The sequence below is a fragment of the Clostridium sp. genome (genome assembly GCF_036660475.1).
GTDB lineage: Bacteria > Bacillota > Clostridia > Clostridiales > Clostridiaceae > Clostridium_J.
Genome location: NZ_JAVXAO010000001.1, coordinates 21,723 through 47,533 on the forward strand (window position 1 = coordinate 21,723; position 25,811 = coordinate 47,533).

General features: G+C 30.2%; 22 protein-coding genes and 1 other annotated feature. Of the genes, 7 read left to right on the forward strand and 15 right to left on the reverse strand.

Annotated elements, in window-relative coordinates:
• Together RSA29_RS00080 and RSA29_RS00085 are read right to left on the reverse strand one after the other, a co-directional pair.
• Complete coding sequence (locus RSA29_RS00080; protein WP_346941932.1) at positions 1 to 1,143, reverse strand: aminotransferase class I/II-fold pyridoxal phosphate-dependent enzyme; 1,143 nt, start codon at positions 1,141 to 1,143, stop codon at positions 1 to 3.
• A gap of 168 nt (positions 1,144 to 1,311) precedes the next feature.
• Positions 1,312 to 1,851: a cob(I)yrinic acid a,c-diamide adenosyltransferase gene (locus RSA29_RS00085; protein WP_346941931.1), complete on the reverse strand. Its 540-nt coding sequence runs from the start codon at positions 1,849 to 1,851 to the stop codon at positions 1,312 to 1,314.
• A 210-nt stretch (positions 1,852 to 2,061) separates the two neighbouring features.
• On the opposite strand from RSA29_RS00085, the gene dapD reads away from it, so the two are divergent.
• Positions 2,062 to 2,772 (forward strand): 2,3,4,5-tetrahydropyridine-2,6-dicarboxylate N-acetyltransferase, encoded by a 711-nt coding sequence (dapD, locus tag RSA29_RS00090; RefSeq protein ID WP_346941930.1) that lies wholly within the window; start codon positions 2,062 to 2,064, stop codon positions 2,770 to 2,772.
• A 97-nt stretch (positions 2,773 to 2,869) separates the two neighbouring features.
• Here the strand turns inward: dapD and RSA29_RS00095 are convergent, their stop codons facing one another.
• On the reverse strand, positions 2,870 to 3,604 hold the full coding sequence (locus RSA29_RS00095; RefSeq protein ID WP_346941929.1) for a single-stranded DNA-binding protein: 735 nt from the start codon (positions 3,602 to 3,604) through the stop codon (positions 2,870 to 2,872).
• 300 nt (positions 3,605 to 3,904) lie between these two features.
• Positions 3,905 to 4,663 (reverse strand): polysaccharide deacetylase family sporulation protein PdaB, encoded by a 759-nt coding sequence (gene pdaB, locus RSA29_RS00100; protein WP_346941928.1) that lies wholly within the window; start codon positions 4,661 to 4,663, stop codon positions 3,905 to 3,907.
• 257 nt (positions 4,664 to 4,920) lie between these two features.
• Between pdaB and RSA29_RS00105 the strand changes: the two genes are divergently transcribed.
• On the forward strand, positions 4,921 to 5,445 hold the full coding sequence (locus tag RSA29_RS00105) for a DUF4364 family protein (protein ID WP_346941927.1): 525 nt from the start codon (positions 4,921 to 4,923) through the stop codon (positions 5,443 to 5,445).
• 123 nt (positions 5,446 to 5,568) lie between these two features.
• Here RSA29_RS00105 and RSA29_RS00110 read toward each other — a convergent pair whose 3' ends face one another.
• The 3 genes from RSA29_RS00110 to RSA29_RS00120 form a co-directional block, all read right to left on the reverse strand.
• Positions 5,569 to 6,453 carry a YncE family protein gene (locus tag RSA29_RS00110; RefSeq protein ID WP_346941926.1) on the reverse strand — a complete coding sequence of 295 codons (885 nt, stop codon included), beginning with the start codon at positions 6,451 to 6,453 and terminating at the stop codon, positions 5,569 to 5,571.
• Between the two features lie 92 nt (positions 6,454 to 6,545).
• Positions 6,546 to 7,853 carry a folylpolyglutamate synthase/dihydrofolate synthase family protein gene (locus tag RSA29_RS00115; protein WP_346941925.1) on the reverse strand — a complete coding sequence of 436 codons (1,308 nt, stop codon included), beginning with the start codon at positions 7,851 to 7,853 and terminating at the stop codon, positions 6,546 to 6,548.
• Positions 7,854 to 8,233: 380 nt separating this feature from the next.
• Positions 8,234 to 10,876 (reverse strand): valine--tRNA ligase, encoded by a 2,643-nt coding sequence (locus RSA29_RS00120; protein ID WP_346941924.1) that lies wholly within the window; start codon positions 10,874 to 10,876, stop codon positions 8,234 to 8,236.
• A gap of 253 nt (positions 10,877 to 11,129) precedes the next feature.
• Positions 11,130 to 11,348, reverse strand: a binding site (T-box leader).
• Positions 11,349 to 11,821: 473 nt separating this feature from the next.
• On the opposite strand from RSA29_RS00120, the gene RSA29_RS00125 reads away from it, so the two are divergent.
• Positions 11,822 to 12,178: a CDC27 family protein gene (locus RSA29_RS00125; RefSeq protein ID WP_346941923.1), complete on the forward strand. Its 357-nt coding sequence runs from the start codon at positions 11,822 to 11,824 to the stop codon at positions 12,176 to 12,178.
• A 58-nt stretch (positions 12,179 to 12,236) separates the two neighbouring features.
• Here the strand turns inward: RSA29_RS00125 and RSA29_RS00130 are convergent, their stop codons facing one another.
• The 3 genes from RSA29_RS00130 to RSA29_RS00140 all read right to left on the reverse strand — a co-directional run bounded on the left by RSA29_RS00130 (position 12,237) and on the right by RSA29_RS00140 (position 15,945).
• Positions 12,237 to 13,445, reverse strand: a complete 1,209-nt coding sequence (locus RSA29_RS00130; protein ID WP_346941922.1) for a transglutaminase-like domain-containing protein — start codon at positions 13,443 to 13,445, stop codon at positions 12,237 to 12,239.
• 136 nt (positions 13,446 to 13,581) lie between these two features.
• Entirely contained in the window at positions 13,582 to 14,562 is a 981-nt protein-coding gene (recX, locus tag RSA29_RS00135) for a recombination regulator RecX (RefSeq protein ID WP_346941921.1), read from the reverse strand.
• Between the two features lie 123 nt (positions 14,563 to 14,685).
• Positions 14,686 to 15,945: a pitrilysin family protein gene (locus RSA29_RS00140; protein WP_346941920.1), complete on the reverse strand. Its 1,260-nt coding sequence runs from the start codon at positions 15,943 to 15,945 to the stop codon at positions 14,686 to 14,688.
• Positions 15,946 to 16,198: 253 nt separating this feature from the next.
• On the opposite strand from RSA29_RS00140, the gene RSA29_RS00145 reads away from it, so the two are divergent.
• Positions 16,199 to 17,770 carry a DEAD/DEAH box helicase gene (locus RSA29_RS00145; protein ID WP_346941919.1) on the forward strand — a complete coding sequence of 524 codons (1,572 nt, stop codon included), beginning with the start codon at positions 16,199 to 16,201 and terminating at the stop codon, positions 17,768 to 17,770.
• 91 nt (positions 17,771 to 17,861) lie between these two features.
• On the opposite strand, the gene RSA29_RS00150 is transcribed toward RSA29_RS00145, so the two are convergent.
• Positions 17,862 to 18,617 carry a 4Fe-4S dicluster domain-containing protein gene (locus RSA29_RS00150; protein ID WP_346941918.1) on the reverse strand — a complete coding sequence of 252 codons (756 nt, stop codon included), beginning with the start codon at positions 18,615 to 18,617 and terminating at the stop codon, positions 17,862 to 17,864.
• 327 nt (positions 18,618 to 18,944) lie between these two features.
• On the opposite strand from RSA29_RS00150, the gene RSA29_RS00155 reads away from it, so the two are divergent.
• Positions 18,945 to 19,106, forward strand: coding sequence for a DUF3006 domain-containing protein (locus tag RSA29_RS00155; protein WP_346941917.1), 162 nt, complete (start codon positions 18,945 to 18,947; stop codon positions 19,104 to 19,106).
• 78 nt (positions 19,107 to 19,184) lie between these two features.
• Here RSA29_RS00155 and trxA read toward each other — a convergent pair whose 3' ends face one another.
• The 4 genes from trxA to RSA29_RS00175 all read right to left on the reverse strand — a co-directional run bounded on the left by trxA (position 19,185) and on the right by RSA29_RS00175 (position 23,189).
• Positions 19,185 to 19,496: a thioredoxin gene (gene trxA / locus RSA29_RS00160; protein WP_346941916.1), complete on the reverse strand. Its 312-nt coding sequence runs from the start codon at positions 19,494 to 19,496 to the stop codon at positions 19,185 to 19,187.
• Between the two features lie 214 nt (positions 19,497 to 19,710).
• Entirely contained in the window at positions 19,711 to 20,460 is a 750-nt protein-coding gene (locus RSA29_RS00165; RefSeq protein ID WP_346941915.1) for an amino acid ABC transporter ATP-binding protein, read from the reverse strand.
• A 14-nt stretch (positions 20,461 to 20,474) separates the two neighbouring features.
• Entirely contained in the window at positions 20,475 to 21,923 is a 1,449-nt protein-coding gene (locus tag RSA29_RS00170; protein WP_346941914.1) for an ABC transporter permease subunit, read from the reverse strand.
• A 438-nt stretch (positions 21,924 to 22,361) separates the two neighbouring features.
• On the reverse strand, positions 22,362 to 23,189 hold the full coding sequence (locus RSA29_RS00175; RefSeq protein ID WP_346941913.1) for a M55 family metallopeptidase: 828 nt from the start codon (positions 23,187 to 23,189) through the stop codon (positions 22,362 to 22,364).
• A 171-nt stretch (positions 23,190 to 23,360) separates the two neighbouring features.
• On the opposite strand from RSA29_RS00175, the gene RSA29_RS00180 reads away from it, so the two are divergent.
• Both RSA29_RS00180 and RSA29_RS00185 read left to right on the forward strand, forming a co-directional pair.
• Positions 23,361 to 23,588 (forward strand): hypothetical protein, encoded by a 228-nt coding sequence (locus RSA29_RS00180; RefSeq protein WP_346941912.1) that lies wholly within the window; start codon positions 23,361 to 23,363, stop codon positions 23,586 to 23,588.
• Between the two features lie 833 nt (positions 23,589 to 24,421).
• Positions 24,422 to 25,450, forward strand: coding sequence for an aldo/keto reductase (locus RSA29_RS00185; RefSeq protein ID WP_346941911.1), 1,029 nt, complete (start codon positions 24,422 to 24,424; stop codon positions 25,448 to 25,450).
• Positions 25,451 to 25,811 lie beyond the last annotated feature (361 nt).

Here is a 25,811-nt window from a genome sequence, read left to right on the forward strand (position 1 = left end):
TTACTTGATAGTTTTTATCCACTGTTCCATAAGGTCTAATGCTGACTTTAACTCTTCCATACTATAGCAGAAGGATATTCTAACATACCCATCGCCGCCTTTCCCAAAAGCTGAACCTGGAACTATAGCAACCTTAGCCTCATTTAAAAGTCTCTCACAAAACTCATCACTACTAATTCCAAACTTCTTAATAGATGGGAATATATAAAACGCTCCCTCAGGCTTTGTAACTTGAAGTCCCATATTTAAAATTCTATCATATATATAATCTCTTCTACACATAAGTTTACTCTTTATATAGTCCAAGTGATATTCGCAACTTTTTAGTCCCTCCAAAACTCCATATTGGCCTATTGAAGGTGCACAGGATACATTGTATTGATGTACCTTTATTATGTTTCCTAGTATCCATTTAGGAGCACACACATACCCTATCCTTATCCCAGTCATTGAAAACATTTTAGAAAATCCACTTATAAGCACTAATCTATCTTTTAAGTCATTATACCTTGATATAGAGTTAAATTCTCCAAAGATAATTGAGCTATAAATCTCATCGCTAATGATTAATATATCCTCAGATTTTAATATTTCAAAAAGTTTATCACATTCAACCTTGGTCATTGCTCTTCCCGTTGGATTTGATGGATGCGACACAACTATAGCCTTAGGTTTTTCTTCCTGTATAAGTTTTTTAACACTATCTAAATTTATAGATAAATCCTCATTTAAATCATAATTCAATATACATCCACCAGCTATTTTTACGCAGCTTTCATAGGCTGGATATGCAATTGAAGGGATTAATACTTTGTCATCAGGATTTAATATGGCTGTAAAAGTAGATAACAAACCCTCACTACCACCAACCGTTATACAAATTTCTTCTGCTGAGAACTCTACTCCTAAGCCTTTTAAATACTTAGATATTTCTTGTCTAAGTGGCAAAATTCCGGCATTGGGAGTATATGTAGTTTTATCTTCATCGATAGCTATTTTCATTGCATTCTTTACTTCAACTGGGATTTTAAAATCAGGCTCACCTAATGTTAAAGATATTGCGCCTTGAACTTCCGCTACTTTATTATAAAACTTCCTTATACCAGATATTTCTATTTTATTTACATTCCTAGATAGCATCATAATACCTTACCCTTACTTCATTTATACTTATATATTTATGCTTATATAATATATATTCTAATTAAATTTACATCTGTGATTCTTTTAAAATCCATTAATAAATTATCATCATTTCCAATTTTTAATCTTTAATCTTTAATCTTTAATCTTTAATCTTTAATCTTTAATTTAAAACTCTATTCCTTTTCTCGCTGGAACACCTTCATTAAAGTAATGTTTAAGATCCTTCATTTCTGTAACAAGGTTAGCCTTATTAAAAATTGCTTCAGGGACGTTTCTTCCAGTCATTATCAACTCTACATCATTAGGCTTTTTATTCATAAGGTGTAACAATTGCTCTTCTGTAATTAATTCATTAGATAATGTTCCCATGATTTCATCCATAATCAGAATATCACAAGTACCTTCTTCTAATTGTTTCAAACAAAAGTTATAAGCTTTTTGTATATCTTCCTTTAATTCAACCTTTTCCTGATCATTCAAAGTCCAGAAAAAACCTCTAGGTCTCTCGAATCTATGAATTTTGAAGTATGGTGCCATAAGTTTTGCTGACTCAAGTTCTCCTGTAACTCCACTCTTTAAATATTGAACCATGCAAACTCTATACTTATTACCTGCAGCCCTTGTAGCAAGGCCAACTGCAGCCGTAGTTTTTCCTTTTCCATTCCCTGTATATATTTGAATATATCCATTTTTTAAATTTCCCATGTCTCTACCTCCTATGGTCTGTTATTTTAATTTTATTATATCATTTATAAATAAAATATTCCATTCTCCCTTAGTTATATGATATAACTATATTAGTAAATTAAGTTTAATAATATCATATTAGAAATATTTAAATTCATATATTATTATGCCAAGTTTGGAGATAATATATAAATCAAATATAAATTATATGTTGAAGGAGTTAAAAATATGGAATATAACTTTACAGACCCCTATGAAATCGCTAGGTTTATAAAAGAATCTAAAAAATCCACTCCTGTTAAAGCCTATATTGATGGAAATATAAAAGATTGTGATTTTGAAAATATAGATTGCTTTGGCGAAGGAAGTTTTTATGTTTTGTTCGGTGATAGTGTTGATATAAAAAACTTTTTAGAAAAAAACAAAGATATTATACATAATTACAGACTTGAATCTGATAGAAGAAATTCCGCTATTCCTATGTTAGATACAAAATATCTAAATGCCAGAATCGAACCAGGTGCAATTATAAGGGATAGAGTTTCTATTGGAAATAATGCCGTAATTATGATGGGCGCAGTTATTAACATTGGAGCTGAAATCGGTGATGAAACTATGGTCGATATGAATGCAGTAGTAGGTGCAAGAGGAAAACTTGGTAAGGGTGTTCACCTTGGCGCTGGTGCTGTTGTTGCTGGTGTCCTTGAACCGCCTAGTAAGGAACCATGTGAAATTGGTGATCACGTTTTAATAGGTGCTAATGCAGTTATTTTAGAGGGCGTTAAAATTGGTAAACATTCAGTTGTTGCAGCCGGTGCAATTGTTACCGAGGATGTGCCTGAAAATGTTGTTGTAGCTGGTTCTCCTGCAAGAATCATCAAACATGTAGATGATAAAACTAGAAGCAAAACTGAAATATTATCCGATTTAAGAAAATAGCAATATAATACAAATAAGAGCCATTACAAGGATTAAACCCGCGTAATGGCTCTAACTTTATTAATTTATTGTTTTACTAATTCACTAATTTATTAATTTAGATAATTTCTTGAATCTTAATGTCCTCTTCTCTAACTTCTATATTTGAATTACTCACAGGCATCCCATTTTCACTCTCTACTCTGCCTATAACCGCTATATTTTCTCTATTTTCATCAGTAACTCTTTCCATTTTAGAAATTGAAACTTCATAGGCAATTTTTTTAACAACCTCTGTATCTGACACTTTTTTTTGGTACTCCCTACTTTGTAGTCTTCCCCAAACTCTTATATTATCGCCTACCTCTAAACTCTTACAAAACCTTGAATTCCTGCCCCAAGCAATAGTAGGAATATAGTCTGACTTATTATATAATCTATTAACAGCTAATAGCATGTCTGCTATTTCTCTTCCAAATGGAGTCGTTCTATAAACTGGCTCTTTGCAAATATATCCATCTAGAAATATTTGATTTGGATTCTTTCCATGCTCTTCAAGTTCACGAATATCTCTTGCAAACACTGTTAAAATAAGCCTATTAGAACCATCTACAAATTTGTTGTAAGATCTAAGTTGTCCATCTACTACAATCTCACTTCCAATACTTACATCAACCCCTGCAATCAATCTTTCCGATACGGTTATCACTAGTGTGTCTGAAGTATCGCTAAGTCTTGAAACCTCAAATTCAAAATTATAGAATCCCTCCCCATACATTTCATGGCTAAACTCTAAATCTGAAATTACTTTTCCTTCTAAGTAGATTTTGTTGTTAAACATATTATTATCCATGGTAACCCCTCTTCCCTTGGTTTTTTAGTAAAATTTACTATAATCTATATTCTCTTAAAATAAAAATATAACTACTCGTAGTAAAAATTATACACTTTTCTTTTAGTTTCTATTTATATTCCCCATTTAATTTATTATAAAATAATTGTCTAAATTTTACAACATTTAATTTTTGAAATTTCTAACTTTTATTAATATTTTCTCAAATAGTTTAAATCTGTCTCATATTATTATTTATTTTTCACATTTATATCTATACGCTCTAATTATTTACCTAAATTAATTACTAATAATTCAATTTTAATTAAGTATTTGTCTCCCTGTGTGATCTAAATGATAATCACTTTGATAAATCAATTCAGATACCGTTACAAAGTTATATCCTACACTTTGATATTTTTCAATAATCTTTGGTAAATTTTCCGGAGTATATTTACCATCATTATGGAACAATAAAATTGATCCTTCTTTAGCCTTTGATACCACTTTATCATATTCTATTTTTAGTCCCTTAGCCTTCCAATCAACACTATCCACATCCCATTGTATGGCTTTAACTCCCAAACCTTCTACTATTTCCACCGATGAATTGTTGTATGCTCCTGATGGAAATCTAAATGTCTTAGGTAACTGTCCTGTTAACGCCATTATCTTAGCATTTGCAATTTCCACATCCTTTTCAATTGCAACTTTATCCATTTTAGTATAGTTAGGATGTTTATTCGAATGATTTCCTATCTCATGTCCTCGCCTAGCAATTTCCTTCACTTGTTCAGGATAATCATCACACCATAGACCAATAACATAAAAAGTTGCTTTAATATTATACTTATCCAATATATCTAGTATCTCTTTAGTATTATCATCTCCCCAATTCACATCAAATGTTATAGCCATTTTTTTCTCCTTAGTTTCTACAGAATAAATTGGCAATTTATTGTTCGAAGGTGCAAATACATCACTATAGAACATTTTTCCTGCCAAACTTACCCAAATAACTAATGCTAACACACCTAAAACAGTTACAATTCTTAATTGAAATCTATTAATTTTTTTCATAATCCCCCTACACATAATCCTGCTTTATATAAAATTATATTCACACTGTATAAATATATGCTATAACATATCTTTTAAAATTAATCCATTTTTTAAGATTATATGATATAATTAAATAATTAATTAATTGATGTATATATAAACTCTAATTAAGCATGTAAAATTTAAAATTAAGGAAAAACTCCTTAATAGATTCTTAAAGTTAAATGTGCAAATTTAATTAGAACATATATGCATAGTTTAAAGGAGGGTACCTTATGTTTGATAATTCTTTGAACTTAGCAGAAAATAAACTTCTATTACTACACATAATAGATAAAATTGACTTACCTATTTCAAATAGCCAACTTACAGAAATTGTACTTGAAAATAATTTTATAAACTACTTCACTCTTCAAGAGTATATTGATGAACTACTTTCTTCTAACCTTCTTATGAAAATAAGCCAGAATGATAAAGTTAGATTATCAATCTCTGATAAAGGCAAGGAAGTATTATCACTTTTTCAAAATAGATTGTCAGAAAAAGCTTTAGATGCACTTGATTCATACATTAACGTAAAAATGAATATGATAAAAAAAGAAGCTACTATATTTGCTGACTATACTATTGAAAATTCCAATAGTTATATTGTTAGCCTAGGAGCTTCTGAAAATAATATTCCTCTTATGGAAGTAAAGGTAACAGTTGCATCAAATAAACAAGCCAGAGAGTTGTGTACCAAATGGAAAAACAACCCTTCTGACTTATATACTAAAATTATTAAAGTATTAACTGAATAATTATAAACTTAAAATTCAGGATAAAATCCTTAATGGATTTTGAAGAATGAAATGTATAAGTTTAATTTTAAAATATATACTATTAATAATTTTGTCTAAGATAACTGCTGTAAGTAATATAAACTATACAATAATCATCCCTGTAGGTTGACCCTTTAGTTGGATGATTATCTTTTTTTGATTATCTTCTTTATCAATGCCTATTAATAGGTAGTTATAACTATCTCCTACATAAATATATTTTTCATCACAAGCTATTCCCCTCGGCATTACACCAACTCTTATGTTCTTTATATTTTCAAACTCCAGCATATCAATAATTGATATACTTCCATCACCATAGTTAGATACATAACAATATCTATCATCACAATACATATCAAATGGACAATTCCCAACAGGCACTCGCTTTATAATTTTGTAACTTTTGCTAGATATAACACATATACATCCCTTATCTGAGGTTCCTGCCCTACTTTCACACACCAAAATATAATCTCCATTAGGTGTAAACAAAGCCTTTGTTGGCGCTGCTCCAACTTTTATATTCTTAATGTCACCACCATATAATGAATCAAATATCGTTATTGAATCATCACCATTATTCGCTACAACTATTTCACTTGTAGTACTACAGCAATGAATACTGTGTGGTGAATCACCACAAGGAATAATCTCAATTATTTCCTTTTTCTCCAAATCAAAAGTCACTACATCATTCGAGTCACCACAAACAATATATAGATGGTTCCCAAGGGCGCAAATATCTCTACAATTTCTTCCCAAATAATAACTATTAGATATTAAAGTTTCCATGTCTATTATGGACACAGACCCATCATAAGAATTTGAGGTAAATAATAAGTCCCCTTGTACACATAATCCATGAGGACCTATTTTACTTCCATTAACTCCTACTAAGTTTATAATGGTTTCTAATTCAAACTTATCTACACTCACCTTATCAACTCGGTCTTGAGTTGTATTACAAATATATAAGTACCTCATCGGAATCCCTCCTCACATTCATACTATGAAGAGAATCTTACTTTTGATACGGAAATCTCAAATTTATATATTCAATTTAATCTATCGGTTTACTATTCAACATAATGTCTAATTAATTTCCTCATATCTCCAACCATATATAGGGATCCTGAAATAATTAAAAGTGTATCCTTATCACAATAGGATAAAGCTACCCTATAAGCCTCTTCATAATCCATTATAGCTTCACAATTGTCATTGCATATATTTATCCTCGCCTTTAAATCCTCACATAGTTCTGCCCTTTCACTATGTGGTGTAACTGCTATAATTCTGTCTGCCTTAGGGCATATTATATTTATCATTTCATCAACTTGTTTATCTGCTAAAATTCCAATAATGAGTACAAGTTTCTCATACTTAAAATAAGCATCTATACTTTCCGATAATTTCTTTATACCATCAATATTATGGGCACCATCAAGTACAACTAAAGGTTCCCTTCTCATGATTTCTAATCTACCTGGCCATTTAACTGTCTTTAATCCCATTATAATGCTTTCCATCGTAATCTTTATTCCCATGTCTATAAGAGCCTCACAGCTATTTATAACCACATTACAATTTTGTATTTGATGAACACCTAAAAGGGCTAATGATATTTCGTACAGATTACCTTCTGTTCTAATTTTTATATTTTGTACAATGTCTTTCTCATGATTATCTTTCACATCTACTAACATTGCATTTTCCCTTAATACCTTTGTAAGAGGAGCATTTTTTTCTTTACAAATCTTTTCTATAACCTCAGTAACATTATCTTCCTGAGGATATAAAACCACTCTTGTATTAGGTTTTACAATCCCACCCTTTTCAAATGCAATTTCCTCTATGGTATTTCCCAATATATTCATATGATCTAAACTAATGGACCCAATTATTGAAATCTCTGGACTTATTACATTTGTAGAATCTAGTCTTCCCCCAAGTCCAACTTCAACTACCGCAAAATCAACTTCTTTTTTAAAGAAATATAAAAAACCTGCACAAGTTATTATTTCAAACTCTGTAGGATTTCCATACCCAAGGTCTGCAACCTTAGTGACAGCTTTAGATACTTCAGTAACAATACTCGCCAAATCTTCTTTTAATATATTACTATTATTTATTTGTATTCTCTCTTCAAATTCTTCAATATATGGGGAAATATAACTTCCAACCTTATATCCACTATGTACTAATATATTTGTAAGCATTGCAGTAGTTGAACCTTTTCCATTAGTTCCTGCAATATGTATAGTCTTTACTTTCTTATGAGGATTCCCAAGTAACTCTAATAACTTTTCAGTTCTCTCTAAACCAAGCTTGCTGCCAAACTTCGCTGTATCTTTTATATAATTAATAGCTTCTGTATAATTCATAATAAGCCTCCTAAAATCCAATTTTCCATTCTTATTTTACCTTATAATAATCCTATACTCAATAATGGTATTTTTTAAGAAGTTAATACGCTAAACTCTTATCCCGCACATTTGTACAATTTGAAACACTTCTTCACTTTTCTCTGACTAGTAAGTTCGATTTACTTAATAATACATCTAAAATTTCACTTAATTTCCACTTACCTAAATATAAAATTCGTAGTTTCACTAAATAAAGGGTAAGTTACATCTATAATGATGTTACTTACCCTTTATCGCTACTTAATATTTGAATCTTTTTACTTAATGTTGAAATCACCATTTAAAACATTCTGTCTCAAATAAATATCAATCTATACCATACCTAATTTGTCTATAAATTATTGTAGCTTAGCTATACTTTCTAGAACTGAGTTATACATTTCTTTGTACTTCTCACCCTTAGCTTTTTCTTCTTCTACAACTTCTGCTGGAGCTTTAGAAACAAATCTTTCGTTAGCTAATTTCTTTTCAACTCTATCTATTTCTGCAGCCCATTTAGCTTTTTCTTTATTTAATCTTTCGATTTCTTTTTCTGCATCTACAAGTTCTAAAAGTGGCATATATATTTCTGCTCCCTTAGAAACAACTGATACTATATTTTCTGGTGCTTCTTCCTTAGAACTTAATATTATAACCTCACTAGCAGATGCTAATTTTTCAAAATAAACCTTCCCTTCTTTAAATGCATCTGCTGCTTCAGTAGCATAGATGTAAGTCTTAGCTTTTCTTGAAGGTGGTACATTCATTTCAGTTCTAGCATTTCTTGTATTTCTTATAGCATCTATAATATAGTTCATATATTCTTCTGCCTTAGTATCTTCTAATTCAGCTTCAAACTCAGGCCATTTAGAAATAGTTATTGATTCACTCTCTTTACTTAAGTGAGTGTAAATTTCTTCTGTGATATATGGCATTACTGGGTGAAGTAATTTTAGACCAGATATTAAAACTTTATTTAGAACATTTAAAGCTATTCCCTTAGTTTCTTCATTATCACTATATAATGATGGTTTAGCAATTTCTATATACCAATCACAGAACTCAGTCCACATAAAGTCATGAACCTTTTGAAGAGCTATTCCTATCTCATATTTCTCTATATTCTCAGTAACCTCTTTAGTTACTGAATTAAGTCTTGATAATATCCATTTATCAGCTATTGAATAGTTTTTGCAATCCTTATACTTCTCTATAAGCTCTTCATCATTGTACATCATAACAAATCTTGATGCATTCCAAATCTTATTTGCAAAGTTTCTAGCTGCTTCAACTCTTGATTCATAGAATCTAATATCACTTCCTGGAGCGTTTCCTGTTGCAAGGGAGAATCTTAGAGCATCTGCTCCGTAGTTATCTATAACTTCTAATGGATCAACTCCATTATCTAGAGACTTAGACATTTTTCTTCCTTGATCATCCCTAACCATACCATGGAAAAATACTGTTTTAAATGGTACTTCCTCCATATTATACAGACCTGAGAATATCATTCTTGCAACCCAGAAGAATATAATATCTCCACCAGTAACTAGTGTACTCGTTGGATAGAAGTATTTTAAATCCTCTGTGTTATCAGGCCAACCTAAAGTTGAGAATGGCCATAAAGCAGAACTAAACCAAGTATCTAATACATCCTTCTCTTGCTCTAAGTTTGTAGAACTACACTTAGTACAATTAGCTGGTGCATCTGTTTGAACTATTATCTCGCCACAATCTTTACAGTACCAAACTGGAATTCTATGCCCCCACCATAATTGTCTTGAAATACACCAATCTTGTATATTCTCCATCCAATTGTAGTAGATTTTTTCAAATCTTTCTGGAATGAATTTTATATCTTTTTCTTTTACAGCTTTAATTGCAGGTTCTGCAAGTGTATCCATTTTTACATACCACTGTTTAGAAAGCATTGGTTCAACAGTACAGCCACATCTATCATGAGTTCCTACGTTATGGCTGTGATCCTTAACTTTTACAAGGTATCCTTGCTCTTCTAAATCTTTTATCATAAGCTTTCTAGCTTCATATCTATCAAGACCTGAATATTGTCCATATCCCTTTGCTATAGTTCCATTCTCTTCAAGTACAACTATTTGCTCAAGATTATGTCTCTTCCCTACTTGATAGTCATTTGGATCATGAGCTGGAGTTATTTTAACGCAACCCGTTCCAAATTCCATATCAACATAATCATCTGCAACAACTACAATTTCTCTATCTACTAGAGGTAATTTAAGTTTCTTCCCTACTAAATGAGCATATCTTTCATCCTTAGGATTAACTGCAACAGCTGTATCTCCAAGTAATGTTTCTGGTCTTGTGGTTGCAATTTCAACAACCTCATCACTACCTACTACTGGATAGTTAATGTGCCAGAAATGTCCTCCTTGCTCTTCATATTCAATCTCAGCATCTGAAATAGCTGTCATACAATTTGGACACCAGTTTGTAATTCTATTTCCTTGATATATAAGTTTATCATTATATAATTTAACAAAAACTTCTCTAACAGCTTTACTTACATTTTCATCCATAGTAAAAGTTTCTCTTGTAAAATCTGCAGAACAACCCATTTTTTTAAGTTGAGTTTTTATTCTCTCTCTATATTCATCTGTCCATTCCCACACTTTTTCTAGGAATGCTTCTCTACCCATTTCTTTCTTTTTAAGCCCTTTAGCAAGTAACGATTTTTCTACTCTTACCTCTGTAGCTATACTTGCATGATCTTCTCCTGGTAACCATAAAGTACTGTACCCTTGCATTCTCTTTGTTCTTATAAGAATATCTTGTAGCGTGTTATCAAGTGCATGACCAAGGTGCAACTGTCCTGTAATATTTGGTGGTGGCATAATTATTGTATATGGTTCTTTATTTTTATCTACTTCTGGAGTGAAAAATCCACTTTCCTCCCACCATTTATAAAGTCTATCTTCAAATTCTTTCGGGTCATAATTCTTTGCTATATTATTGTTTTCATCCATTATTATTCCCTGCCCTTCTATTAATTTATATTTGCTTGTTCTTGTAACATTTATACAACTTTCAGTAAAACTAAAAGTAATTTGTTATCTTAGTCTCCACATAAAACCATCTGTTTTAAGACCTTTTAAAGTGTACCTTTTAACATTTAATAATTTTATTTTCGATTTGCTTTTTTTAATATTGTTTCAAATGAATAAACTACTTTTTTTAATACTAAAATATTATTTGAAAATAAAAAAAGCGCTACCATCCCCAAAGGACGACAGCGCGCGTTACCACCTTTATTTCTCAAAATCACTTTTAAGACTCTCTTAATTTTAACGATGAGGAACCACCGTCTTTAGCTACTATAACTTCACTAAAGCAACTCCGAAGCTACCTTCAAAATACTTCCTATAGAAAACCTCTCAACCTATGAGTTTTCCTCTCTTAATAGTCCCTATTCCTACTCCTCTTCATCACAGTCAATTTATATATTACTCTTTTAATATATTATATACAATATATTAATTTTGTCAATACATTTGTTTTGCAAAGTTTTTACACACATTTACATTTCAAACATATTGTAATTTTCTTTTATTTTACAAGTGTATTTTTATCACCTTTTTCTTAATATGCATGTTCTAATCAGGTCTATATCCTTCATTTTTTAAATATCTATTAAGTATTTTAGCACTTGATTTAAACTTATAAATTGAACATTCTTAATTAGAATTTATAAATTCCCTCCTAAACACAGTATTTTTCAACCCAAACTTTTGACGAATTTTTTCCTACTTTTATACTATCAAAAGATTTCTAGGCGATTTAGTATATTTTATAACAAATTGGAAATTAATTAAATATATGTATCTATATTGAACTTTTTAAGGTTCAATTAAAAGTATAATGTATATTCGCAAATTGTTTCAAAAAAACACTTTAAATTAGGAGGTTTTCCATTGAATTATTTTACCCACGCTAATGAGTTATATAAACTTAAAGACTATAAATCTGCCATTGATATGTATAAAAAATCTGCAGATATAAATGAATATAAGGCCCCTTCATTATACAACTCTGCCGTATGCTTTATAAAACTTAAAAATTATAAAGGTGCTATACCCTTAATTTGTAAAGCTCTTGATTTAAGACAAGAAAGTAAATATTATTTTAATCTAGGCTATTGTTATTTGATGCTAAATGAAAATGGAAAAGCTCTAAATTACTTTAACACTGCTTGGTCCATGGATAATAATGATGATGAATGTGAAAAGGCTATAAACCTTATACTCTCTAAATATAAAAAACAAGCATAAGCTTGTTTTTATTATTTTACGGAAAATAAATTACAATTATTATATATACTATCCAATTTTATTTCCATTCACCAGCAATCTTTCTATCCCTATGGTCATTATCAAAACCTGTACTATCAAAAAAGTTCCCTGCGTTATAGAATGTTGGGTCTACCTTTATCCACTGCTCTCTCTCTGATATATAAACCTCATTCCAAGAATGACTAATCCATGTGTTTCCATTAAAGCCTTCTCCAACTATTAACCTAACTGGAATATCATTTGCCCTACACATAACAACATAAAGACAAGCGTAATCAAAACACACTCCGCGCCCTGTGTTAAAAGTATTGATAGCACCTGATTTTATACCCCTTGGTATCTCATTTAGCATAACCTCTTTGGCTTTATCATCGTCATAAATTATAGTACTCCCTATCCATTTATAAATAGCTTTGGACTTATCATAGTTGCTATTATAATCCTTCGTTATACTTCTAGCTGCATTATCAATTATTTCATTAGATTTAATACCTTCATCCAAAGTTATTCCATTATAAAATATAAGACCTTGAAGATATCCATCTACAACATCTACACTATCATCAGACTTAGTTTCCGGAATGCTTTTTTTATCTATAATTCTAAATGAATTTTCTAGTATATTAGGAATATTTTTTGCAACCTCTGATTCTGTAACTGGTCTTATTATATTTGAATTTATATAATTATATATATTTGAAGTACTTAATTTATTTTCTAAATCACCATTATCAATAAATAAAGATCCATAACTAATTAACGCTGTTACTATTATTACATAACATATGGATTTTGGTATCTGAAATGCCCCGCCTATCAATGCCTTAGTTCCAGCCCCTTTATCTCTAATCCATTTATCAATAACGTCTGAAATTGGGAATAAAATGAACCTGCTTATTAAATATATAAATAATTGAAGTGCTTTATATATCAATAAAAACACCAATAATAATATAACAGCCATAAATATTTTTGATTCTGTAATAAGAGCTACGAATGAAGATGAAATTTCAGATGATATATATTCAATTACTCCATATTTGTCTAAAGTCACTACATCTCTTACAACTTCAGTCGTCAACATAATTGAGCATACTGCCGCAATAGATGATAAAACACTTCTAATAGTTGTTATAAGACTCTTACTCCTAAATTTAAATATAATACCCATAATTATAGGATAAATAAACGCTATTATTAATATTAGTGACACTATATTTATATCGTTATCCTCTAAAAACCTCACCCTCACACCTCCCTATTACTACTCTACTTTTAATATATATTTTCCACCTAAATCTCCTTATTAAAATGACCTTAGCAACCATCTATAATTAATATAATATTAATGTTCTTCTTAAGCGCAACTCACATATTTTACTTTAATAATCATATTCTTCACCATGGATTACTATGCTTATAACCGATTTTATATCACTATATGTGTATCCTTTTCTAATCAGAAAATCCTGTAACTTTCTTTTTATCTTCATTTTATCACTCTCTGATTTAGATAATCGCTCATATCTTTTTTGTGCTATTTCAATTAGTTCTTTCATGTCTACTTCTTTATTCTCTTCCGTAATTTCCTTAACATCACTCTTTACATTCTTGCCACTATTCCCAAAACTATTTCCTTTATTTCTTAATGAAATTTCACTACTATAATATATTTCTTCGCTTTCCAAAGCTTTCTTTATATTATCATCCTCTGGCCTATCCTCATCCTTTTGAAGATTTATCTCTATTTTCTCAACAACTGATTTTACCGTGTCAAAATCATAGCCCTTAGAAACTAAAAAAGTCTTAAGCTTCATTTTAATCTTTCTTTCGTCAACTTCATTCTTACATAATAAAACAGCTTTTTTTTCTGCAAGCTTCATTGCTACATTTTCTTCAGTATCCATAGGCACCTCTTCTAGAGTTCTTAGAATAATATCTTCACATATACCTCTTTTAATAAGCTTATATTTTATATTTCCTTTTCCCTGTGTTCTGATATTTTGTGCTACAAATGACTTAGCATAATATTCATCATCTATAAATTTATAATCCTTTAAAAATGTTATAACTCTATCTATAGTCTTTTCATCATATTCCTTCAGTTCTAACTTTTCTCTTACTTGAAATTCTGTTTTAAGCGAACTCTCAATATGCTTTAGAGCCTTAGTTTTTGCTGTAAGATAGTTATCTTCATCTATTACACCCTGTAACTCTTCAACATTTATCTCTCTACCTTTAGATAAATTGTGATAGTAAATTAATTCAGTGCTACACCCAAAAGAAAACTCTCCATCTATAAATATATTAACTCTATTCTCCTTTTTCTTTTGAGCCTCTATTTTTGTAATTATTTTACTCATTATTCTTCACTCCCACTCAATTTTAGCCGAACTATTCCATGACGGTACGACTTTTAGTTCCACTTATAAGAAGATAATAGTATTAGCTCCTGTAGACATGGGGTAATTTAACTTTTCATATGTTTAACTAATTTCCTCATCCTTATCACATAAAAGCACATGAATAGTTGGCCTGTTTAATACTTTTTTAGCCGCTTCATACAAGTCTTGTGCCACTATTTCATTTAATTGCTCCATGTCTTCTGAAAATTGATCTAGATTTTCTTTTTCCATAGCCTGATGAACCACATAGTTACCTAAATCAGAAGAATCCTCTAAAGTTGATGCAATGGCGGTTTTAAACACTTTCTTCATAATATCTATAGTATTCCCATCAAATACAATTATTTCCTTTTTAATTCTTTCTATACAATCATTTATAGTATTTATTGTTGCATCTACATCCTCTGGAGATACCGCTGCATAAATATATAGTGATTTCAAATTATGAGTTAAATCTAATGTTGTATACACATCATAAGCAAGTCCCTTTTCTTCTCTTAATTCCCTAAATAATATTGAGTTTGAACTTTCACCAAATTTATGATTTAGTATCCTAAGTGCTAGCTCTTCCTTTTTATCTAAATCCTTAAAGGTATACAAATATAGAACTGTACTCTGCTCCATGTTCTCTCTATGGGTTATCTTAAATTTTTCTTTATTCTGCTCAAAATTTAAAGTAGGTCTACTTACCTTCTTATCTTCCCAATTGCTAAAGAATTTTTTCACTATCTTTATTATATAGTCATGATCATAAGAGGATACAATCGATATAACTACATTACTAGGAACATAATGATTTTTATAATATCTTGTTAGATCTTTCTTATTAAGAGTCTTTACAATTGACTCTTTTCCTATAACATCAATTTTTAATGGGCTGCTTGTAAATGCCATATCATTTATCTTTTGAAATGATAAATCCTCAACATCATCCTTACCACTTCTAACTTCTGCAAGGATTACTCCTCGCTCTTTTTCTATATGCTCCTCCATGAATGTTGGATGTTGAATCAAATCGCTAATTAATTCTATAGCATTCTCTAACTCTTCATTCAATGTTGTAGTATTAAAAACTGTTGATGTGTAATCTGTATAGGCATTATATTCTCCACCTAAACTTTCTAAATCACTGTTTAAGGTTTCATTATCTCTATTTGAAGTTCCCTTAAAAAGCATATGCTCTATAAAGTGTGAAATTCCTCTTTCGCTATCTTCCTCACAGACTGCTCCAACTTTAACCCCCAAGTTAAGTGCTGCAATTTGAGTTTCTCTCTTTATCGTAATTAATTGTAGTCCATTATCTAAAAATGTTTCTACTGTATCAAATAATTTTTTTTTCATATATACTCCTTATACTAAAATTAAAAATTTTATTAATAAATATTAAATATATTGATATATTTATATTTATATCTGTACATACTATAATATATGATTTTTTAGAAATGTAATAGAGTTTTATATTACCACCTAAACATTTTTTATGTATATAGCTACAATAGCAGACATAAATCGCATTTTTATATTTGCTATTATATATATACTATGTTACTATAAGATGTATTAAAGAAAGAGAAAGAGAAGAGGAATATGAATGGTAAAAATTAAATTTGATGAACTTGGACTTAAGGATTCAATATTAAGATCTATAACTGACTTAAATTTTGAACATCCTAGTGATATACAAGAAAAAAGCATTCCGGTAAGTTTACAGGGTTACGATATAATAGGTCAAGCGCAAACAGGAACAGGTAAGACCCTTGCTTTTGGAGCACCTATTCTTAGTAGAATGGGTCCAAAGGGTGGAGCTATCCAAACACTTATATTAGCTCCAACAAGAGAACTTGCTATCCAAGTTAGTGAAGAACTATCAAAACTTTGCAAATATGAGAAGTATAAAATACTTCCTATATATGGTGGTCAATCTTTTGATAGACAACTTAGTGCACTTAAAAGAGGAGTAGACATAGTAGTTGGAACTCCAGGTAGAATACTAGACCACATAAACAGAAGAACTTTAAAACTTCAAGATGTAAAATTCTTAGTTTTAGATGAAGCTGACGAAATGTTAAACATGGGATTCATTGAAGATATCGAAAGTATCCTTTCTAACTTAAGTGAAGAAAGACAAACACTTTTATTTTCTGCAACGATGCCAAGACAAATTAAAATGCTTTCTAAAAACTACATGAAGCAAGATACTCAACACATAGCAATCGCTAAGAAATCTATGACTGTTTCTAAAATAAAGCAATCATACTTCTTAGTTAATTCATCTAACAAGTTTGATTCTCTTTGCAGAGTTTTAGATGTAGATAATCCAACTACAACTATCCTATTCTGTAAGACTAAAAAAGGTGTAGATGAACTAGTTGATTCATTACATAGCAAAGGCTATAGCGTTGAAGGTATGCATGGAGACATGAAGCAAAGTCAAAGAATGAACACTTTAGCTAAATTTAAAAATGGTCAGTTACATTTCCTTATAGCAACAGACGTTGCTGCTCGTGGAATTGACGTTGAAAATGTTACTCACGTTATCAACTATGACCTACCACAAGATATCGAATCTTATGTTCATAGAATTGGTAGAACTGGTAGAGCAAACAAAGAAGGTATTGCTTATAACTTTGCTACAAGAAAAGAAGTGTCTTTCATAAGACAAATCGAAAATCATACAAAGAGCAAAATTGATAAGAAAGAACTTCCTACTTTAGCTGATATATTCTCTGCTAAATCAGGAAGCTTACTTGAAAACATATCAAATGTTTTACAAGAAGATTCTTATAACAACTTCTTACCAATGGCTAAAGAACTTATAACAGAGTATGGTGCAGAAGATGTTGCAGCTTCTCTTCTTAAACTTATGTTTGATAGAGAATTAAACTGTAACTACTCAGATGATAGTTCTTCTGAAGTTGAAGAAACTACTAGATTATTCTTATCTATAGGTAAGCTTGATAAAGCAAAAACTAAAGATGTTATAGAATTCCTAGACAACACTGCTGGAGTTAAAGGTAAAGAAATTGGTAGAATTGATATTCTAGACAAATTTGCCTTCGTAGATGTACCTACAAACCTAGTAGATGTTATAATGAGTAACGCTAAAGGTCAAATGTTTGGAAAAAGAAAAGTTAATATAGAAATTTCAAACAAAAGAAGATAATAATAGAGGAACCATCTCAAACGAGATAGTTCCTTTTTTAATTATTTTTTGTTTCATATATTATGATTATATAATTTAAAAACCTCTTTATTTATTTTATAATCTCTCCACCACTTGAAATAGTAACTTCATTATATGGTACAATTACCTGTGACTTAAGCATAGCATTTTTAACCGCCGAAACTATTCCCGCACAGCAAGGAACTTCCATTCTAACTACAGTTATGCTCTTTATATTATTACTCTTTAATATTTCAGCTATTTTATCCTCGTAATGCTTAACATCATCTAGCTTTGGACAGCCTATTATAGTTATTTTATCCTTCATAAACTCTTTATGAAAATTTCCATAAGCATATGCTGTACAATCTGCCGCTATTAATAAATCTGCATTTTTAAGGTATGGTGCTACTGTATTTATTAAATTAAGTTGCACTGGCCACTGTCTTAACTCTGATTGATTGTTTTCTATATCTTCTACTTTTTTAGTTGATGTTTGTAATGTTGCTATAGTTTTTCTTTCAATAGCCTTTGCCATAGTACCCGGACAGCCACAAGGCATCTTCTTCTCTTCCTTTGGTTTAGCTTCCTGATCCTTATTTTCACTCAACTCTTGAATTCTTGACTTCACTGCATCATCATCGTATTCATCTGCATCTCTTTCAATCATTTCAATAGCTCCCGTTGGACAGTTAGGGAGGCAATCCCCTAATCCATCACAATATATATCACTTACAAGTTTAGCCTTACCATCTACAAGCTCTATAGCCTTTTCATGGCAAGCCGTAACACATAATCCACATCCATTACATTTTTCTTCATGTATTTTTATTATTTTTCTTTTCATTGAAAATCCCCCTTAAATTTTATTTGTTAAACTCCTATATTATAGTCTAATTATACATACATACACTAAGTATGTATGTAACCATTGTTACGTATACATTAAATATTATAATTTATTCTTGAAATTCAGACTGTTTAAATATATAATTCCTATATCAAATGATTCTTATATTCACCCGGAGTTTATTTTTCAAAACCATCTCACTCTAGATGAATGTCATAAGAACTCACCTAGGTTTCGCACCCTATTATTCCAAATTTAAAAGAAGATAGTGGCGTTACAGCTACTAGACCTAAAATAAATCTATTTAATAAGGAAGTGTTTTAAATGATACCGGTAAATTACATAGTAGTTTCCTTTGATGGTGATTATGCTATTTTAAGAGATGAAAATAACAATACAAATAAGGTTGCCTTAGCTTTACTTCCAATGGAAATAAAAGAAGGAACCCACGTTCTATTCGAAAACTTTGAATACACAATTATATAAGTTAAAGGTTGGATGATACTATTTCAAATATCATCCAACCTTTAATATTTTATTCAATTAATAAATTTATAGACATTTTTAGATATGAGCTTCTATTTTTGCTTTAATAACTTCCTTAGGTGAAAATCCTACCATTGTATCTACTACTTCACCATCTTTAAATATTTTTATAGTTGGAACAGAAACAACCTTAAACTCTAGTGCTATCTTACTGCACTCGTCCACATCCGCTTTAAAGAATTTAGCCTTCCCTTCCATCTCTTTTCCTAATTCCTCGAACACTGGTGCTAACATTTTGCATGGTCCACACCAAGTTGCAGAAAAGTCTACAACTGCAACCCCACTTGCTATTTCACTTTTAAATTCATTTGGAACAACTGATTTTACCATTTAAAATTCCTCCTTAGTAACTTTTTGAATCTATATAAGTAAACCACATACAGTTTAACCTTCATGTAGTTTAATTATTCTTAAATTATTATCGATATTTAAACTTCATTTTATTAACCTATTTAAACTTGAATTAAAGTTATTTTAATATAAATTATATAATGTATATAATTTATATAATTTATATACATATAATCTTAATTTTTAGTCACGTCTACTTTTCACTTGATAAACCTTTTACATTAGCTAAAAATTTTCTTGTTCTTTCATTCTTAGGATTTAGAAATATTTCTTCTGGCTTTCCAGCTTCTACAACTATTCCATCCGCCATAAATATAACTCTATCTGCAACATCCCTAGCAAATCCCATCTCATGGGTAACTATTATCATAGTTAGATGCTCTTTTGCTAAGTTTTTTATTACACTTAATACTTCTCCTACTAGTTCTGGATCCAAAGCTGATGTAGGTTCATCAAATAATATAACCTCTGGATTTATTGCCATAGCTCTAGCAATAGCAACACGCTGTTTTTGACCACCTGATAAGTTTTTAGGATATACATCTTTTTTCTCACCCATATTTACCTTTTCAAGCATTTCACTGGCAATATTTTCAGCTTCTTTTTTGCTAAACTTTTTCACTAAAACTAAAGCCTCCATTATATTTTCAATAACCGTTTTATTATTAAATAGATTATAATTTTGGAAAACCATAGCGGACTGTTTTCTTAAATTATTAACTTCATTATTATTAATATGTTTTGCATTTATGCTTGCACTTCCTATGGTTATTTCACCCTCTGTTGGAACCTCCAAGTAGTTTAAACACCTTAAAAATGTAGATTTGCCTGAACCAGATGGACCTATTATTACTACAACTTCACCAGTCTCAACCTCTAAATTTATATTTTTTAGAACCTCTAATTTCCCATAGGTCTTCTTTAAATTTTTAATACTTATCATTCGCTAAACTCTCCTTAATAAGCTGAAATTTTTCTTTCTAGCAACCTCTGAAAATAGTTAACAATACCTATTAGTATCCAATATACTATAGCAATAACTATATAACTTTCAAAGAATCTATAACTAGCAGCCGCACTCATCTGGGCCCTTGATAAAATTTCTGTAACTCCTAGTGTAAATGCTAATGATGACCCCTTAACATTATCAACAAATATATTTCCTAGTGATGGTATCGCTATCCTAAATGCTTGTGGAAGCACTACCCTTCTCATCCCTTGTGATTTAGTCATTCCCATAGACAAACAAGCCTCCATTTGCCCCCTATCTATGGCCTCAATTGCCCCTCTTAATGTTTCCGCAATATACGCTGACGCATTAAGCCCAAGACCTATATATGCAGCTGTAAAGGCACTCATATTCTGTAGTGCTGGAATTATTTGTGGAAGTCCAAAGTACAATAAGAATAATTGAACTAAAAGAGGTGTTCCTCTAAAGAATGAAACATGTATTCCAACTATCTGTTTCAATATTGGAATCTTAAACACTCTTATAACCGCTATTGATATTCCAATCACAAGCCCTATTGCCATAGATATTATTGTAAGATATATGGTAGTTTTAAGTCCTTCCATCACCGACAACATTAATTTTTTTAAATAACTTTCCGAACCATTTGATGTAATATCTGTATTTAGCCATTGCTTAGATATCTTTTCAAAAGTTCCATCATTTTTCATATCAGAAAGAACTTGATTTATTTTTTCTACCAATGCTTTATTTTCCTCTGTCTTTTGAAACGGAAACGCATTGTAAATTTCTTCTATTGGCTCTCCAACCAATTCTAGTTCCAAGCCCTTTTCATTTATTGTAACTAGGGCTGAAATTCTATCTACCACTACCCCTTGAATTCTACCTAACATAAGATCATTAAAGGCCGCATCAGTACTTTGATATGTAATAACCTCAATTTCATTATTTATATCCTTATCCTTAACTATTTTCTCATAATTACTGCCGAGGTCTACACCTACAGTTTTTCCCTTTAAGTCTTCAAATGAATTGATACCTTCACTATTTCCCTTTTTCACTATAATCTGTGCTCCACTATAAACATATGGGTCGGAAAAATAATACTTCTCCTCCCTTTCTGGTGTTACAGTTATCTGATTTGAAATAGTACTTGCTTTTCCTGAATCTAACATCCCAAATAGCCCGCTAAATGATGCGGTTTTAAACTCAATGTCATACCCTAATCTTTTCCCTATCTCATTCCAAACATCCACATCAAAACCTTCTACCTCATTTCCACTTGAAAATGTAAATGGATAATATGTACCAGACATTGCAACCGTAAGTTTTTTATCTTTGATTCTATTTACTTCATTATTATTTTTGAATATACCTACTCCAACTATTATAGTAATTAAAATAAAAATCAATAATATGATTATTTTTTTCTTCAATTTATTATCTCCTTATTGTTATCTTATAATTTATTTTTACACCACTGCTTCCCTATATTGTTTTATCGCAATTTGTTATATTATAATTTATTTTGTCGTTAAAGTATACCAATTTATAAACCCAATAACAACTAGTTATCTTGTGTCAACTTAAGTTAATTTCTAATAATTTATATTCTATATTGCTATTTATGCTTCTTTTACCTTAACCTATGCAAACTCTATAAAAAAAGCTTTATATTCTATATGGTTATTTATACTCCACACACATATGTATTTATAGGGAAATTTAAATTAAAAAGCCACAATTACTCTATAGGCTAGTGCCTATTATAAGTAATTGTAGCTTTTGCTTTAAAAATATCGACTAAACTTTTTGGTTTAATTGTACTAAAGATGATCTCCGTATATAGATAAATCTATCCTTTCCTTATTCGATTATCTTATCCAACTTCCAGCTAGAGTTATTAATCCGCCTCTAATTTTATAAGCCTCTAATATATCTTTAGCTCTATATCTTATTCTATTTGGAGCTATTAACTCTACCCCAGGAATACATAGAGTTCCCTCTGCCATTCCACTATCTGCAAATGCTATTTCAAGATCAATTTCCCCTTTTATAACATTTGGTTTTATTACCTCTTTATAATTTGAAGAAAGTATTTTAACTGCGCCATCTTCTAAAAGTTTATGAACTCTCTTAGGTTGCACGCACTCTGCCACATATCTACTATGGGCTTTTTTAACTTGTACTGCTTCAATATTTTTATTAAAAGCCTTAGATTGTGATGTTAAAACATCGTCTCCAGAAACCATAACTACAGGAACACCAAAATGTCCAGCCACCAAAGAATTAAATTCAAATTCTCCAACAACTTCCCCATTTATCTTAATTTCCGATACTACAGAACCATTATAGCTATGTGCAAGAACCCCTGGAGTATTATGTCTACCATGATAACCTACAAGAAAAACTCCATCGAAGGTTTCATCTATGCCTTCCATCATACCCAGAAGTTTTTTATTTCCACTTATTAAAATTACATCCTCATCAATATTCTCAATAAGAATATTAGTCATTGGTCCATGAGAGTCATTAACTAATATATCCCTGGCACCTGCAGCTTTTGCCCCTCTTATCGCTGCATTTACCTCCTCTGTCATAAGCTTTCTAGCTCTTTCATAATTATGTCCACCTTCATTGGTAAATCCCCAATTTGTTACTCCACTTATCCCCTCAATATCTGCTGAAATATAAATTTTCATAATGATTCCCCCCTATGTAATATTAATATTATATTAGCACACTTATTACATTAATATAAATAAAATCCACATACTGCAAACTACCCCTTTTATATATATAATTATATCAGTATATTAATCCTCAGAAACTTATATACTTATACAAATCCATTTTGATAAGGAGGAATCTATATGTCCAAATTTAGCCCACTTATTTTTCTTTTCAGTTCCCTTAATATATTAATAGTTCTTGGTTCAATCGCTGGTTTTGTATGCCTAGTTGTATGTATTTTCAAAATTAATAAAAGTGTTAAAGTTACTAATTCTAAATTAGATGAAATTATCAAATTGCAACAACAAAATATCACTAATGAAAAACTAGACCAAGTTATATCTCTCTTTAAAAAAGATATAAATTAACTGCTATGTTTTAATCCATTGTTAGTAAAACCTTTAACTATGATGTAAAATATAGCTAAATTTAAAAAGGCTATCTCAAGCTTAAATATGTTTTAAACTCATGTTAAAACATATTTCAATTATCTTGAGATAGCCTTTTAATCTGACCAATAATTAAATTTCATAGTTTCGTTTATTGCGCTTTAAAGCTTAATTTCATTTCATTTTCAAAGTATATAAAATGCCATACGCTGGTATGGCATAATCATAAGTTATATTTAACTTTAATAAATCATTCTTTTTAAACCTTCCAAGAAAAAGCCAATATCTACTTCTCCTCTTTTAAGCATAGCTAACATATTAGTAAAAATAAATTCAGCTAATTTTTCCTTTGTAAATGTATCTGTCCAGGTTTCACTATTTATAGTTTCTTCTGAATCTAGTAACGCTACAATACGTCTACTTATTCTTCCAAAAAACTCATTTTCTTTTATTCTCCCTAGGGATTTTTCACTTGCTAGCTACAGAACGAATACTAATTGATGAAATACTTTGTGCTACTGCAATCTCTTTTGCCGCTTGAGGTATTACTTCTCTTGGAGTTTCTGAAAATTTATTCATTTAAAATAACCTCACATCTGAACATTGTTCACTTTGATTATATGACCCAATTTTTTCCAAGTCAATGGTAATAAAATTAAAAACTCTAGATAGGTGTTATCCACAATATAACACTCACCTAAAGTCTTACTCTCTATACTTTAATTGTAACATAGCACCACTCAAATAAACAGTCTGTTATTTTGGATATTTTTCCTATATGCTTTAAATATATTATTTTAAGGAGGACTATTATGATACGTGGATATGCTACATTAGATAACACTGAAAATTATTTTAACTCTAGAGGAATCCCATTCAAAAACTGTGACTTTTTTGCTGGTTCTGAAATTGCTATAGGTACTCACCTTGGGAATTTTTCTGATGAAGATTCAAATATGTATATAGACACTTTAACCTTAGGCCTACAAAATGGTATTAACTTTATAGATACAGCAGTTAACTATCGTGGGATGCGTTCTGAAGTAGATATCGGTATAGTATTAAAGGATTTAATTTCTACTAGGAAGCTTTTAACCCGTGATGAAATTATAATTTCAACCAAGGGTGGTCAGATTTTTGGAGATATTCTTAAAGGAATTCCTCCAATAAAATATATAGATGACGTTCTAATTAAAAATGGAATTATAAAATATGAAGACCTAAATATTATAGACAATTCTAGATTTACAATGCATCCTAACTTTTATGAATTTACTATAGAACAAAGCCGAAAAAATCTTGGTGTTGAAACTATCGATATTCACTATATTCATGACCCTGAAACTTCTAGACAAGTACTGGGCGAAGAAGTTTTCTACCATCAATTGAAGGAACTAATAAAATTCTATGAAAGTAAAGTTGATCTTGGCCATATCCGTTTCTATGGCATGGCTACTTGGGACTGCTTTATTTCTGACATGGATTCTCCATGGTATATTTCCATGGAAAAAGTAATGAATATTGTTCACAGTGTAGCTGGAGATAATCATCACTTTAAATTTATTCAACTTCCTTATAACAAGATAAATACCAAGGCTAAAACTTTTAAAAATCAACATGTGAGTGGCGAATTATATTCTGCTATAGATGCTGCTAAGGAACTTGGACTTACTGTAACTATAAGCTCACCACTAAATCAAATGGAGGACTTAGATGATTTAAATCTAACCCCTAAAGATTTAATCGAATATGTGACTAGTACTGATGGTGTTTTTTCAACTATGATTGGAATGAAAAACAAAGACCATCTGAAATATAATATGGAAATTTTTAAAAAATAACTTTTCACCATGTTTAAGTGTAATATTTTTCATTGATATAATTTAGTCTCTCTTAGCTTAGATTATAAGTTTAAATATAAATCATCAACACTAACCATACAAATACTAACTTATTAATTATATTCAGCGGTAGTTAGACACACTTTTTATATGTACCCTGTATATACCATTTTAAATTTTACTATTAAAGCTACCGCTTTTGTACTTCCATATTACAATACTTTCTAGTAAATCATGTCTATGAATAGGTTTATCGGAATAATATAAAAATCTTATCAAACCTCAATTTAAACTATAACCTAATATTTAAGTAACCTAATTAATCCTATAAATATTTATTGTTTTTTGATAATTATGCCCT

Excerpts from the sequence above, each read along its gene's own strand:
- RSA29_RS00165 (WP_346941915.1), bottom strand. The coding sequence starts at position 20,460 with ATGATAAGTATTAAAAATTTAAAGAAGACCTATGGGAAATTAGAGGTT.
- RSA29_RS00085 (WP_346941931.1), bottom strand. The coding sequence starts at position 1,851 with ATGGGAAATTTAAAAAATGGATATATTCAAATATATACAGGGAATGGA.
- RSA29_RS00095 (WP_346941929.1), bottom strand. The coding sequence starts at position 3,604 with ATGGATAATAATATGTTTAACAACAAAATCTACTTAGAAGGAAAAGTA.
- RSA29_RS00180 (WP_346941912.1), top strand. The coding sequence starts at position 23,361 with ATGTCCAAATTTAGCCCACTTATTTTTCTTTTCAGTTCCCTTAATATA.
- RSA29_RS00110 (WP_346941926.1), bottom strand. The coding sequence starts at position 6,453 with ATGAGGTACTTATATATTTGTAATACAACTCAAGACCGAGTTGATAAG.
- dapD (WP_346941930.1), top strand. The coding sequence starts at position 2,062 with ATGGAATATAACTTTACAGACCCCTATGAAATCGCTAGGTTTATAAAA.
- trxA (WP_346941916.1), bottom strand. The coding sequence starts at position 19,496 with ATGGTAAAATCAGTTGTTCCAAATGAATTTAAAAGTGAAATAGCAAGT.
- RSA29_RS00140 (WP_346941920.1), bottom strand. The coding sequence starts at position 15,945 with ATGAAAAAAAAATTATTTGATACAGTAGAAACATTTTTAGATAATGGA.
- RSA29_RS00150 (WP_346941918.1), bottom strand. The coding sequence starts at position 18,617 with ATGAAAAGAAAAATAATAAAAATACATGAAGAAAAATGTAATGGATGT.
- RSA29_RS00175 (WP_346941913.1), bottom strand. The coding sequence starts at position 23,189 with ATGAAAATTTATATTTCAGCAGATATTGAGGGGATAAGTGGAGTAACA.
- RSA29_RS00145 (WP_346941919.1), top strand. The coding sequence starts at position 16,199 with ATGGTAAAAATTAAATTTGATGAACTTGGACTTAAGGATTCAATATTA.
- pdaB (WP_346941928.1), bottom strand. The coding sequence starts at position 4,663 with ATGAAAAAAATTAATAGATTTCAATTAAGAATTGTAACTGTTTTAGGT.
- RSA29_RS00105 (WP_346941927.1), top strand. The coding sequence starts at position 4,921 with ATGTTTGATAATTCTTTGAACTTAGCAGAAAATAAACTTCTATTACTA.
- RSA29_RS00155 (WP_346941917.1), top strand. The coding sequence starts at position 18,945 with ATGATACCGGTAAATTACATAGTAGTTTCCTTTGATGGTGATTATGCT.
- RSA29_RS00185 (WP_346941911.1), top strand. The coding sequence starts at position 24,422 with ATGATACGTGGATATGCTACATTAGATAACACTGAAAATTATTTTAAC.
- RSA29_RS00080 (WP_346941932.1), bottom strand. The coding sequence starts at position 1,143 with ATGATGCTATCTAGGAATGTAAATAAAATAGAAATATCTGGTATAAGG.
- RSA29_RS00120 (WP_346941924.1), bottom strand. The coding sequence starts at position 10,876 with ATGGATGAAAACAATAATATAGCAAAGAATTATGACCCGAAAGAATTT.
- recX (WP_346941921.1), bottom strand. The coding sequence starts at position 14,562 with ATGAGTAAAATAATTACAAAAATAGAGGCTCAAAAGAAAAAGGAGAAT.
- RSA29_RS00115 (WP_346941925.1), bottom strand. The coding sequence starts at position 7,853 with ATGAATTATACAGAAGCTATTAATTATATAAAAGATACAGCGAAGTTT.